General features: G+C 68.2%; 16 protein-coding genes. 12 read left to right on the plus strand and 4 right to left on the minus strand.

The features are described from left to right. Nucleotides 1-810 precede the first annotated feature (810 nt). Nucleotides 811-1,539, minus strand: a complete 729-nt coding sequence (locus tag ACFXHB_RS43080) for a GntR family transcriptional regulator (RefSeq protein WP_380582423.1) — start codon at nucleotides 1,537-1,539, stop codon at nucleotides 811-813. Between the two features lie 256 nt (nucleotides 1,540-1,795). Between ACFXHB_RS43080 and ACFXHB_RS43085 the strand changes: the two genes are divergently transcribed. The 6 genes from ACFXHB_RS43085 to ACFXHB_RS43110 all read left to right on the plus strand — a co-directional run bounded on the left by ACFXHB_RS43085 (nucleotide 1,796) and on the right by ACFXHB_RS43110 (nucleotide 6,077). Next, nucleotides 1,796-2,917 carry a radical SAM protein gene (locus ACFXHB_RS43085; RefSeq protein ID WP_380582425.1) on the plus strand — a complete coding sequence of 374 codons (1,122 nt, stop codon included), beginning with the start codon at nucleotides 1,796-1,798 and terminating at the stop codon, nucleotides 2,915-2,917. Further along, nucleotides 2,914-3,045 carry a hypothetical protein gene (locus tag ACFXHB_RS43090; RefSeq protein ID WP_380582427.1) on the plus strand — a complete coding sequence of 44 codons (132 nt, stop codon included), beginning with the start codon at nucleotides 2,914-2,916 and terminating at the stop codon, nucleotides 3,043-3,045. Before ACFXHB_RS43085 ends, ACFXHB_RS43090 begins: the two co-directional genes overlap by 4 nt. A gap of 92 nt (nucleotides 3,046-3,137) precedes the next feature. Continuing rightward, on the plus strand, nucleotides 3,138-3,944 hold the full coding sequence (locus ACFXHB_RS43095; protein ID WP_380582429.1) for an aminoglycoside phosphotransferase: 807 nt from the start codon (nucleotides 3,138-3,140) through the stop codon (nucleotides 3,942-3,944). A gap of 58 nt (nucleotides 3,945-4,002) precedes the next feature. Continuing rightward, nucleotides 4,003-4,335: a hypothetical protein gene (locus tag ACFXHB_RS43100; protein WP_380582431.1), complete on the plus strand. Its 333-nt coding sequence runs from the start codon at nucleotides 4,003-4,005 to the stop codon at nucleotides 4,333-4,335. Continuing rightward, on the plus strand, nucleotides 4,332-5,474 hold the full coding sequence (gene tgmC / locus ACFXHB_RS43105; RefSeq protein ID WP_380582433.1) for an ATP-grasp peptide maturase system methyltransferase: 1,143 nt from the start codon (nucleotides 4,332-4,334) through the stop codon (nucleotides 5,472-5,474). Before ACFXHB_RS43100 ends, tgmC begins: the two co-directional genes overlap by 4 nt. A 90-nt stretch (nucleotides 5,475-5,564) precedes the next feature. After that, complete coding sequence (locus ACFXHB_RS43110) at nucleotides 5,565-6,077, plus strand: DinB family protein (protein ID WP_380582435.1); 513 nt, start codon at nucleotides 5,565-5,567, stop codon at nucleotides 6,075-6,077. A gap of 151 nt (nucleotides 6,078-6,228) precedes the next feature. On the opposite strand, the gene ACFXHB_RS43115 is transcribed toward ACFXHB_RS43110, so the two are convergent. The 3 genes from ACFXHB_RS43115 to ACFXHB_RS43125 are packed head-to-tail and all read right to left on the minus strand — an operon-like array spanning nucleotide 6,229 to nucleotide 7,519. Beyond that, nucleotides 6,229-6,423, minus strand: coding sequence for a DUF397 domain-containing protein (locus ACFXHB_RS43115; RefSeq protein ID WP_380582437.1), 195 nt, complete (start codon nucleotides 6,421-6,423; stop codon nucleotides 6,229-6,231). 39 nt (nucleotides 6,424-6,462) lie between these two features. After that, complete coding sequence (locus tag ACFXHB_RS43120; protein ID WP_380582439.1) at nucleotides 6,463-6,657, minus strand: DUF397 domain-containing protein; 195 nt, start codon at nucleotides 6,655-6,657, stop codon at nucleotides 6,463-6,465. Between the two features lies 1 nt (nucleotide 6,658). Then, complete coding sequence (locus tag ACFXHB_RS43125) at nucleotides 6,659-7,519, minus strand: helix-turn-helix domain-containing protein (protein WP_380582441.1); 861 nt, start codon at nucleotides 7,517-7,519, stop codon at nucleotides 6,659-6,661. A gap of 306 nt (nucleotides 7,520-7,825) precedes the next feature. Between ACFXHB_RS43125 and ACFXHB_RS43130 the strand changes: the two genes are divergently transcribed. The 6 genes from ACFXHB_RS43130 (at nucleotide 7,826) to ACFXHB_RS43155 (ending at nucleotide 11,219) form a co-directional block, all read left to right on the plus strand. Beyond that, on the plus strand, nucleotides 7,826-8,230 hold the full coding sequence (locus tag ACFXHB_RS43130) for an ATP-binding protein (protein WP_380582443.1): 405 nt from the start codon (nucleotides 7,826-7,828) through the stop codon (nucleotides 8,228-8,230). Continuing rightward, nucleotides 8,227-8,484 (plus strand): hypothetical protein, encoded by a 258-nt coding sequence (locus ACFXHB_RS43135; protein ID WP_380582445.1) that lies wholly within the window; start codon nucleotides 8,227-8,229, stop codon nucleotides 8,482-8,484. Before ACFXHB_RS43130 ends, ACFXHB_RS43135 begins: the two co-directional genes overlap by 4 nt. After that, nucleotides 8,472-8,726, plus strand: coding sequence for a hypothetical protein (locus ACFXHB_RS43140; protein WP_380582447.1), 255 nt, complete (start codon nucleotides 8,472-8,474; stop codon nucleotides 8,724-8,726). Before ACFXHB_RS43135 ends, ACFXHB_RS43140 begins: the two co-directional genes overlap by 13 nt. Then, on the plus strand, nucleotides 8,723-9,010 hold the full coding sequence (locus ACFXHB_RS43145; RefSeq protein ID WP_380582449.1) for a hypothetical protein: 288 nt from the start codon (nucleotides 8,723-8,725) through the stop codon (nucleotides 9,008-9,010). Before ACFXHB_RS43140 ends, ACFXHB_RS43145 begins: the two co-directional genes overlap by 4 nt. A gap of 106 nt (nucleotides 9,011-9,116) precedes the next feature. Then, on the plus strand, nucleotides 9,117-9,911 hold the full coding sequence (locus ACFXHB_RS43150; protein WP_380582451.1) for a DUF2785 domain-containing protein: 795 nt from the start codon (nucleotides 9,117-9,119) through the stop codon (nucleotides 9,909-9,911). Between the two features lie 351 nt (nucleotides 9,912-10,262). Beyond that, entirely contained in the window at nucleotides 10,263-11,219 is a 957-nt protein-coding gene (locus ACFXHB_RS43155) for a hypothetical protein (RefSeq protein ID WP_380582453.1), read from the plus strand. Nucleotides 11,220-11,351 lie beyond the last annotated feature (132 nt).

The following is an 11,351-nucleotide window of genomic DNA, read 5'->3' on the forward strand; positions in this document are numbered from 1 at the left end:
CCCTCGCTCGGCGGAGCGAGGGCCGCCGGGAACCCGGGCCGCGGCGCGGGGCTCCGCCCGTGGACGGCTTCTCCCTGTTTCGGGTCGAGCGCGCTCACATGTTCTGGAGCGACCTGCCTGCACGGGAGGAAGACGCGATCGCATGGCCCATGGCATCCCGTCGATCTTGATCTTTAGTCCAGCACGGGAATCTTGCCGAGTCGGCGCAGACAACGCCTTCCGCTTCTCCCTAGCGTCACTACCTGACGGCCCGTTCGGGCCGGTGCGAAGGGGCTCACGGGTGCAGCGCGAGTCTGCGGTAGAGGTCCCTCGGCACGTTCTGGAGGAGGCTGTCCGTGCTCTTGGATGGTGACCAGTGGCGCCTGCACTTCGACGGGTACCGGCACGACGCGTTCCGGCTTGAGGCCCGACCCGCCTACACGATGCCGCGCGAGGCCGAGAACCTCGCGCTTACCCGAACGACCACGGGTGCCGCTCGACTCGAATCAGCTCAGCGAACTACGCCTGCAAGCCGGTCTCACGGGAGACCGGCTTGCAGCACGTTGCGGCATACCAGTGTGATGACGGCTGTCGCTGAGGCGAACGAGAGCCGCTGGACTGTGCCCGGGTGCGGTGAAGTGGTCGAACTCACCGGTCTTGATGACCCGGAGGAAATCGGCGAACCCGATCAGAGCGGTGCGGCGTGGGAAGTCGGCGGATCCGACTTCCCACGCCGGGGCCCGTCAAGCTCTCCGACTCCGCGGAGCAGGCGTCGGAAGGGAAGGAGACCTCAACGGAAGCCCGCTGGGGTCTTGCTACGCTCCCCACCGCCTACGGCGTGTACTCGTAGCCAATGGTGAATCGTGCGGGCAGACACGACTCCGTGTACTCGATCAGCCCTTCGTCATCCGACCAACGGTGGACGAGAGCCAGGATCGCACTGCCAACCGGCACGGCTAGCGCAGCGGCTTCACGCTGATCTGCCGTCCGTGCATGCATGTCGTCGCGGGCCGCAGTGATGGTTCGACCGGTGGCCTCCAGGACCCGCGCGGTGATGCCGTCATTGCGCCCAGGTGCCATGTTGAGCAGGTCGGGGACGAGTGCAGCGAAGTGCGCCGGATACCAGGACACCGCGAAGAGGGTGCGCGCCTTCCCGCGCCCCGCAATGAACTCCCGGCGGACGAGCTGGGCGCCATGTTCCAGATCGAACAGGTCGGCAACGTAGAGCGGCGGGACAACAAGCTCAGCGGCCGTCACGCGGCTCGTTTCACCGTCCATAAGACTCGATTGCAGCCGCTGCACTCGGGCGAGACGATCACGACTGCTGGCAGTCACGCGAGGGTCGTCCGCGACAAAGGTTCCACGCGGCGACGTGCGGAGGAAACCCTCAACCTGGAGATGCTGGAGTGCGCGACTGACGGTCGCCACGGCCACGTTCCAGCGGCCAGCGATCTCCTTGTTGCTGGGCAGCTTCGCGCCGGGTCCCAGCTCGCCGGACAGGATGCGCTGCCGATAGTGATCTGCGATGACCGACCACGTTTTCGGCGCCTTGCTGGGCATGTCCACTCGCTTCCGTCGATGGGGCGGTGTTCCTTTGAGCAGACTAGTTCACCCGCAACCGTAGCGACTGACCTATGCCACTCTCCATGCTGGACTAGTTCACTGACTGCCCATCAGAACGTGGCCAGCCAGCATCAGCGCCGGGCGACGATCAGTGCGATCCGGCACCCGACGTCCTGGCTCACTTCGATAGCCGCCTTGAGAGGGCCCACGAAGACCACCCGCAGCACAGTGCCACGCGACAACTGGAGAACCCGTGCACAAGTTGATTGCCGCCCCCTTCGCGGGTGGGTACGTCGTCCTACGCCCCGACAGGATTCAAGGGATCAAGCTCCCCACGCCCAAGTTTCGAGAGCTGGAACATGCCAGCACATCGGGCGGCACGTGCCCGGAGTGGTTGACGGCAGCGGCCGATCACCGGTGGGGCATGACCCTGCCGAACCAGCAGATCAGGGATCTCGTCCTGATCCGACAGGCGCCGCTTTACGGGCACAGCCGGGCAAGCTGGGAGATCAACAAAGGGTGCGACTACGACTGTGAACACTGCTACCTGGGCGAGAAGAAGTTCGCCGGTCTCGCCAACGAAGGAAAGTTCCGGATGCTTCACACACTCCGCGACGCTGGGGTGTTGTGGTTGCAGATCACTGGCGGGGAACCATTGATCGACCCGGGGTTCATTCCGTCGTACGAGCTCGCTCACGAGCTGGGCATGATGGTCGAGATCCTGTCGAACGGCTCCCGGCTCGGCAACGCCAAGATCCTGGACGCACTCACCACGCAGCACCCTTACCGGATCTCCCTGTCCGTGTACGGGGCCACTCCGGAGACCTACGACGGGCTCACCAGGCGTCGCGGGAGTTTCAAGCGGTTCTCCAACGGGCTGATGGCGGGCATCGAAGCGGGCCTTCCGCTGGAGCTGTCATTGATCATCACATCCCGCAACGCACACGAGCAGCAGCGAATGCGGGGCTGGGCGGGTGAACTCGGACTCCCCTACAAGGAGTGCGCCCACATGTCGCCGACGATCGACGGCGGCGCTGAGTCGTTGCCCTCCCAGTCAGTCGATCACCTGACCACCCGAGAACCCTTCAAGGGCTGCAACGCCGGTCACACGTTTCTGCACGTCGACCCGCACGGCCTTGCAAGTATCTGCAAAGTCGGCCGGGACGAACAGATCAACCTGATGACCGAAGGAGCCAACGGGCTCGCCCGGCTCGGCGACATCGCCGACCGCCTCATGCTTCGCACCGGTGGTTGCACGGGCTGCCTGCTCTCCGAGAAATGCTCGGTGTGCCGGCCGCTTGCCCAGCGCTATCAGGAGGCGAAGGCACCACTCAGGAGCTACTGCCAGCACGGACAGAAGGGAAGTGCAGCATGACCGCTGTCATGGTCGAGATGACCGCCACCCGCACCGAGGAGGACGACGAGATCTCGTTCATCGACGACATGGACGCCTTCGGCGTGGCCACCGTCCCGGGCTGCGGCGACGACAACCCGTACCAGTGACCCAGTAGCGTGACCGTGCCCCGGACAGGCTTCCCACGTTCAAACTCCGGGGGCCCGTCCGGGGCCTGCAACGACCGAGCGAACGGACGACCGTGACCACAACCCGCATCTCGTACGCAGAGCTACCGGCCATCGTGCAAGCGGCTGTCGAAGCGCACACCGGTCCTGCTTTGAAGGTCGAATCGGCGAGCGAAGGGTTCAACAGCGAGATCGCCGCCCACCTCATCTCGCAGAGCGGCGATTACTACGTGAAGGGACTCCGGACCGACCACCGACGGGTGTGGACTCAGCGCCGCGAAGCAGAGGTGAACCCGTACGTTCGCGGGATCGCTCCTGCCTTGATCGCCCGTGTCGAATCCGCGGGGTGGGACGTGCTGATCTTCGAGGCAGTCGACGGCCACCACGCCGACTACCGGCCCGACTCGCCAGACCTACCCAAGGTGGTGGACGTGCTCCGCCGCCTGGGAGAAGTGCCCTGTCCACCGATCGAGCTGAGGCAGGCAGAGCAGCGTCTGGAACGGTACGCCGACCACCGCGCAGACCTCGGGTACTTCGCTGGGGACGCACTGCTTCATACCGATTGGAACAATACGAACGTTCTCGTGACGGGCGAACGGGCTCACGTCGTCGACTGGGCCTGGGCCACGAAGGGTGCCCCGTGGTTGGACACCGCGTACTGGGTGATCTGGCTGATCGGGGCCGGCCGGCACGAACCCGCGTCCTCCGAGCAATGGGCCGGCCACGTACCCGCATGGCACGACGCCCCCGCCGAAGGAATCAACGCGTTCGCCGTCGCCAACGCCAATGTCTGGGACGAGATCGGCGGACAGGACCCGGATCCCTGGACAGCCCGCATGATCGCGGCCGCACGCAAGTGGCGGGACTACCGAAAGTCGTAACCGCGAGAAGCCCCGTCCGGGTGTGGGTACGCCCTGTGCAGGCCTGCGAGTTGACGAGGTGGACAAGGCGTTCGACGTACGGCTGACGGTCGTCGGCGAGCGAATGTTCGCCGTCCGGATCGACAGTCCGGATCTGGACTGGCGCCATCGGCAGAGCCTCATGAAGCCAGCACAGGTGGCCGTACCCGAGGAGGTCTCGCGGGCTGTCGCGGCCTACCTCGGTGAACTCCGGCTGGTCTACGGCGCGTTCGACTTCGCCGTAACGGCGGCGGGCGCGTGGTACTTCCTTGAGTGCAACCCCAACGGCCAGTGGGCATGGCAGCCGCCCGAGACCACCGACGCGATCGCCCAGGCCATCGCCGACCAGTTGCAGAGAGGTTCCGACGCATGAGTCCGTCCGCAGAACTCCGTACCGCCCTGGTCGACAGACTCACGGCGGAGGGAGCGCTGAGCGATCCGGCCTGGAGCAGGGCGGCGCGAGCCGTCCCGCGTGAGATGTTCGTCGCTTCGTACTTCGAGCCGGTCCCGGACAGTGTCCCGACCGTCTACCGATCGGTGCGGCAGGGTGAACCGGGCTGGCTGGAGGCCGTCCATGCCGACCGAACGCTGATCACCCAGCTCGACGGTACGACCCGACCGGGTGAAGTGGTCGGGGAGACGGTCGCCGGCTCCCCGACCTCCTCCTCGACCCTGCCGTCGTTGGTGCTGCGGATGTGGCAGCAACTCGGCACCGCACCGGGCCACCGCGTGCTGGAGATCGGCACCGGGACCGGGTACTCGACGGCCCTGGGCACGCACCGGCTCGGGGACGCCAACCTGACCAGCGTCGAGTACGACCCGGCGGTGGCCGAGGCCGCCGCGGTCGCGCTCAAGGCGGCGGGCTACGCGCCTCGGCTGATCAACGGGGACGGCCTGCGGGGAGACCCGGACGGTGGGGAGTACGACCGGCTGATCGCGACCTGCTCGGTCCGGCACGTTCCGGTGCCCTGGCTGCACCAGGTGAAGCCGGGTGGCCGCATCCTGGTCACACTCTCCGGCTGGGGCTACGCATCCGGCCTCGCGCTGCTGACGGTCGACGGTCCGGGGAGTGCGACCGGCCGGTTCCTGCCCGGGTACACCAGCTTCATGATCGCCCGCCCGCACGACCGCCCGCCCCGACCGGGCCTCGCGCTGCTGGCCGGGGACGAGCGGGCGAGCCGGATCGATCCCGCGACCATCGGTACGTGGACGGGGAGTTGGGTCGCCCAGCTGGCCGCGCCGTCGGCGGAGCGCATGGGGGCGGGCGGGCAGCAGGTCCTTGTGGACGTGGCCACGGGTTCGCATGCGCGGACGACGCCGGAGCCGGGTGGTGGCTGGACGGTGACCCAGCGGGGGCCGTTGCGGCTCTGGGACCAGGTCGAGCGGGCCGTAGAGGCGTGGCAGGAGGCCGGCGAGCCGCACCAAGAAGGGTTCGGGATCACCGTTTCGGGCACTGGGCAGCGCGTGTGGATCGGAAGCGAGGACGGCCCGGGTTGGAACCTTCCGATCTGAACGGGACCAACCAACGGTGGCGGCCCTCGCTCTCCTGAGCGAGGGCCGCCGGGCCGTGCGGTGGGGCCGGGTGCTGGCGATAATCGACCGATGAGTGCCATCGAACGCCCCATGCCGCCCCTGAACGCCGACGAGCGCACCACACTCGAAAGCTGGCTCGACTTTCACCGTGCCACCCTCGGCATGAAGTGCGAGGGCCTGGACGACGAGCAGGCCGCCGTCGCGTCCGTGCCGCCGTCCGGCTTCACCTTGACCGGCCTCGTCCAGCACATGGCGGAGGTGGAGCGGAACTGGTTCCGCCGCGTGTTCGCCGGAGAACAGGCCCCGCCCATCTACGACCCGCAGGCCGACCCGGCCGGCCCCGACGGCGGCTTCGAACTGGCCGAGGGCGCCACACTGCGCGACGCCCTCGCCACCTGGCAGGCGGAGATCGCCCTGGCCCGCAAGCTCTGCGCGGACCGCGCTCTGACCGACACCGGCCGCTTCATGGAGCAGGACGTCAACCTCCGCTGGGTCTACGTCCACATGATCGAGGAATACGCCCGCCACAACGGCCACGCCGACCTGCTCCGGGAGCGCATCGACGGCACCACCGGTGTCTGACGCCGAATCGGCTCATCCCTCCCGGCTCTGAGGCGCAATGCCGCCGGGTGGCGCAGGCCGAGGGCCTTCGCCGTCTGAATCGGAGTGCTTGAGGGATAGGGGCCGAGGACCCTCTGTCGGCCCCTCGCTCTGGCGAGGGGCCGACAGGCAGTCAGGTGCTGAGCTGATCGAACTCGCCGGCCTTGAGGGTTCGGAGGAACGCGGCGAACTTGGCCGGGGTGGTGCGGACGATCACGTCACCGGAGTCGGACTCACGGAGTTCGACCACGGCATCGACGGTACGCACCTCGACGCACTCATTGGTTGCGGCGGAGTAGCTGGACTTCTGCCAGTTGGTGCTGAACAAGGCGGCCCCCAAGCAGCGAGGTATCCACGGTGTGTCGGGTCAGGTGGTGAGGTGGTCGAACTCGCCGGCCTTGAGGGTTTGGAGGAACGCGGCGAACTTGGTCGGGGTGGTGCGGACGATCACGTCGCCGGAGTCGGACTCACGGAGTTCGACCAGGTTGTCGACGGTACGCACCTCGACACAGTTATCACCGGCGCTGCTAAAGGAAGACTTCTGCCAACTGCTCGGGTTCATCTCAGTCCTTCAATTTTCGGGATACCGCATGAATCAGGGCGCGCGATTCCTCATCGGTGAGCGCGACCTTCTCGATGCGCTCAAAGATGGCACGATAGGTTCCGAGCTCACTCGGAGCATCGAAGAAGATGGGCCCTCGTGAGGTATCCATTTCAACCGTATCCAGCTCGGGAACTACACCGAAGCTATAGATCATGTTTTCGATCGCACCCGGGTAGGTGTGCACGTTGAAGGGGATGACGCGGATACTAATCTTGTCTCGGCGAGAGTCATCAACGAGGCAATCAAGCTGCGCTCGCAGCACCTCGGTGCCACCGAAACGCGTGTAGAGGCAAGACTCATGAAGGTAGGCCACAAGCCTCTTCTGCGGCCTCCGAAGGAACATGCTTCTGCGCTGCGTTCGAAAGGCCGCATGTAGGTCGACCTCATGGGTGGTCAGGCCGGGGATCTTCCGACTGAATATCCCCTTCGCATAGTCATTGGTCTGCAAGAGTCCCGGAAGAAAGGCTGACGTCCAGACCTTCATCACCCCTGCGGCAAAGTCCTCATGCTCAGCGGATTCAAGGAAGGCGCTGGGGAGCAAGCCGCGATACTCCTCCCACCATCCCTTCGTTCGATCTTGTGTCATGTCGCCAAGCGCGTTAATCAGCGGATCATTGAGGCACTTGCATGCGTTGCCGATCGCACGCAGCCGCTGACGGCTCACGCCGATCCTGCCGGACTCCATCTGACTGATCTGACTCACGTCGATGTCGAGGATCCTCGCGAGCTGCGGGCCTCGGAGCGCTGCAGCCTCACGAATCTTCCGTAGCTCGGCGCCGAGCCGGCGTTGCCTCAAGGATGGGTTGCGGCGTGGCGGCATTCGTTCGTTCCTTACGTGAAGTAGGCCAAGTCTGCCGTCTGCCAGCCGTTTCGGTCCACCGATCGCCCCCTCGTGCCACCTACGGGTGATGTTCGGCCGAATGAGTTCCTCATAGGGAACTCTTACTGTAGCGTCGGCTTCCGATGGATCGTCAGTAACGCCTGTTTCCTGGGCAGTAGGCGCCTGCTGCCCGCGCACCGCAGAGCAGCCACACGTGGCATCCCGGTCCCGTTCTGGCTTGGCTCACGGCGACGACTCCCTCACCGGTCGACGAACCCACCACACTCCTCTTTCCGGAGGTCCCTCATGTGTGCCTTCACCCTGCCCGAAACCCCCTCCCCCTCCCCCTCCTCCTCGCTGCCGCCGGACTGGTCCGCCGCCCGTGAGGAGCTGCGGGACGCCCTCGTCCTCGCCGCCTGGCCGGACGACCTGATCGCCGACGCCGACCTCGCCCTCTGCGAGCTCTACGTCAACGCCTGGCGCCACGGCGCCACCCCCGCCCCCACCGTCGTCGTCCTCCACCACGCCCGCACCCTGCGGGTCTCGGTCGCCGACGACAGCCCCCTCCTGCCCGAACCGCGCCAGAGCGCCGATCCCTACGAGGTCTCCGGCCGGGGCCTGCACCTGGTCCGCGCCCTCACCCACCGCTTCGGCACCGACCCCAGCAAGCACGGCAAGCGCGTCTGGTTCGAGCTGGACCACGCCGCGTGAGCCCCCGCCGCGACCCGATCGCCCCCGACGACCCCCGCATGCGCGACTACAACGACACCCACATCACCGCCCTCCTGCGCGAACTCCACACCCGAGGCGCCAGGTTCGGCATCCAGTGGGGATCCGCCACCACCCACCACAGCACCGTCGACGGCCGAATCCTCGTCGACTTCGGCACCGCCCCCGCCGCCACCCTCCTCAACCTCCTCCACCTCCTCCGCGACACCGAGAGGAACGACCCGTGGGAGTCCTGATCCCGATGATCACCGACACCATCCACCCCGACACCATCCACACCGAGCGCAGCACCGTCGCCTACCTCACCGTCGAACACGCCCCCGACGCCGCCGTCCAGCTCCGCCTGGCCGTCGACCTCGACCTCCACACCGGCCCCGGCGAACAGCTCGCCCTCCCCCTCACCCGCGACCAGGCCCACGAACTCCTGAACGCCCTCGCCGCCCACCTCGGCCACCGCGTCCTCGGCATCCGCCGATGAGAACCGGCACCGCCCACTTCCTCATCGGCGCCGCGCTCCTCACCCTCCTCGCGCTCGCCCTCGCCACCGTCGCCCTCGGCGTCCTCACCGCCCTCAAGGTCAACGACGACCCCCACACCCAAGCCCCCAAACCCCTCACCCCCCACGGCCGCTGGGAACTGCGCCACCGCCCCGACGGCACCACCGAATACGCCTGGATCGCCCGCCAGGCCGGCCACTACGGCCCCGAAACCCGCCAGCCCGAACGACCCACCCACCCCGGCCGCCACCGCATACCCACCTGAGCGGACACCGCAGAGGCCCCCGCCCACCCAGGCAGGGGCCTCGCCGCCACCCGGACACCCGGAAATTCCCGGTGCGGGACGGCGAGCCGCACCTATCCTGCGTGCCGTGACCGACTGGAGCAGGATCGAAGCCGCCGACTGTGCCGTCCCCGCCGACCGCCCGTTCGAGGAGCTGGTCCGCGAACTCTCCGCCGCCCTGGCGGACCCCGATCCGGAGATCCGGGACGGCGCGCCCTACGCCGTCCTCGCGACCTGGATCGAGCGCGGAGTGATCGACGAGCCCCGGCGGCTGGCATTGGGGGACGAGATGGCCGCCCGCTTCGAGGCCCCGGAGATCCAGGCCCGCACCTTCGCCCCCCTCGTGCTCGACATGCTGGTGGAGAAGGGGGACTTCCGGGCCGCCTGGGTGGACGCCTTCGAGCGCTGGTACCCGGCGGAGCAGGACCTTCGTGGCCATGACGAGAAGCTCGGCTGGTTGCACGCCGTCGCGCACGGCGCGGACCTGCTGGACCGGTTCGGCCGCCACCCCGAGGTGGACCCGGCGCGGATGCTGCGCCTCGCCGCCACGCGGCTGACGGCGCCCACCGACCACGTACTCGACCAGCTGGAGGACGACCGGCTGGCCCGCGCGATCGCCCGGGTGCTCACCCGGACCGACCTGAGCGAGGCCGACGCGACCGGCTGGCTGGACCCGATCGCCGACCGCTTCGGAGCCGACCGCATCGCCACCCCGGTGCCCGCCCACCTCAGCAACTGCCTGCGCACGCTGCGCCTGCTCTACGTCCTCGCGGACCGGGGCGTGCGTGCGCCGAACAGCGACGCCGCGCCGGACTCCCTCCCCCACGGGGCGGCGGTCAAGGAACGCCTCGCCTCGGCCCTGGACCGGATCGTCAAGCGCTGAGCCCGGGAGCACCCGCACCCGCGCGGCACCGCGTCCCCGCCCCGCACCGCGCACCCGACCGAACCGCCGGCACCCCGAGTCCCTCGTCCACCGGGCGAGGGACTCGCAGGTCTTCGACTGCGGTGAGGGGCGCCGGCCGGCACCCCTCACCCGGCCCCCGGCACCCCTCACCGGGCCGCTCGAAAGATTTCGAAGAAACCTCGAACCCACCTGCAACCACCAACCGGGATGCGCGTCTATACGGATGAAGGCACGGAGAGCGAGACCGGCAAGACCGGGGGGCGCTACCGCTGACAGCGGGGCCGGTCGTCTTCACACACCGTCAGCACCATGACCCTGGGGAAACACGTCATGCGCAAGTCCGTTATGCCCTCTTTCGCGAAGAACATCACCGCCCCCTCCAGCCGCCGCCGGCTCGCCACCCTCGCCGCCGTCGTCGTCCTCGCCGGCTCCGTCCAGCTGATGACCGCCGAGGCCTCCTGGGCCTGCGGCTCGGGAAAGGCCGCCGCCGCCGAGGCCAAGCCGGTCACCCCCGCCTCCGCCCACCAGGGCAACCTCGCCGCCGGGTTCTTCATGACCCCCGACGGCCAGAGCATCACCGCCGGCGGTGCCAAGGCCGAGATCGGCCTTGAGGTCGGCAACTTCACCGGCGCCCCCTACGAGAACGTCGCCCCCGGCATCGCGATCTTCAACCCGGGAGGCTCCACCCGGCTGGAGGACTTCACCGTGGAGGCCGCCACGGACCACGGCGGCTGGAAGAAGCTCACCCTTCGCCACGGCTGCGACCCCGCGATCATCGCCGACACCAGCTCGCTCAAGACCAAGCAGCTCACCGACGGCCACGTCACCCACTTCGCCTTCCGCGTCTCCGTCTCGGCGAACGCCGCCGCCGACCTGAAGGGCTTCGAGGTCTACCTCGGCGCCAAGGCCGACGGCTACCCCGCGGAGAGCGGGGGCCGGCACTCCTACAAGGTGCTCCGCACCGCCGCCCCGGCCAAGCCGACGACCACCGCGAAGCCGGCCGCGAAGCCCACGACCACGGCCACGCCCACCACCAAGGCCGCCGCCCCGAAGTCGGCCGCCCCCGTCGCGCCCGTCGAGGGCAAGACCCCGACCGCTGCGCAGACCCCCGCCACCCCCAAGGCCACGCCGACCGCCCCCGCCACCACCGCGCCGGCCGGCACCCCCGAGCTCGCCCAGACCGGCGCCGGCACCCCCAATGGCTTCCTCGCCGCCGCCTCCGCCGCCTTCGTCGCGCTCGGCGCGGGCGTCCTGATCGCCGTGCGCCGGCTGCGTCCCCAGCGCTGACCGGCCCACGGAGCACAACAGGGGCCCTGCCCCCGCACCTTAGGTTCTAGCGGTCCTCGCAACACTCATGATCATGGGAGTTGCGAGGACCGTGGGCGGCAAGAGGCTCGATCCGGAGTTGAAGAAGCTGTT

It is taken from the genome of Kitasatospora sp. NPDC059327 (assembly GCF_042752535.1).
Classification (GTDB): Bacteria; Actinomycetota; Actinomycetes; order Streptomycetales; family Streptomycetaceae; genus Kitasatospora.

Coding starts and splice junctions, on each gene's coding strand:
- ACFXHB_RS43130 (WP_380582443.1), top strand. CDS start 7,826: ATGTGTGCCTTCACCCTGCCCGAAACCCCCTCCCCCTCCCCCTCCTCC.
- ACFXHB_RS43120 (WP_380582439.1), bottom strand. CDS start 6,657: ATGAACCCGAGCAGTTGGCAGAAGTCTTCCTTTAGCAGCGCCGGTGAT.
- ACFXHB_RS43090 (WP_380582427.1), top strand. CDS start 2,914: ATGACCGCTGTCATGGTCGAGATGACCGCCACCCGCACCGAGGAGGAC.
- tgmC (WP_380582433.1), top strand. CDS start 4,332: ATGAGTCCGTCCGCAGAACTCCGTACCGCCCTGGTCGACAGACTCACG.
- ACFXHB_RS43110 (WP_380582435.1), top strand. CDS start 5,565: ATGAGTGCCATCGAACGCCCCATGCCGCCCCTGAACGCCGACGAGCGC.
- ACFXHB_RS43155 (WP_380582453.1), top strand. CDS start 10,263: ATGCGCAAGTCCGTTATGCCCTCTTTCGCGAAGAACATCACCGCCCCC.
- ACFXHB_RS43080 (WP_380582423.1), bottom strand. CDS start 1,539: ATGCCCAGCAAGGCGCCGAAAACGTGGTCGGTCATCGCAGATCACTAT.
- ACFXHB_RS43145 (WP_380582449.1), top strand. CDS start 8,723: ATGAGAACCGGCACCGCCCACTTCCTCATCGGCGCCGCGCTCCTCACC.
- ACFXHB_RS43125 (WP_380582441.1), bottom strand. CDS start 7,519: ATGCCGCCACGCCGCAACCCATCCTTGAGGCAACGCCGGCTCGGCGCC.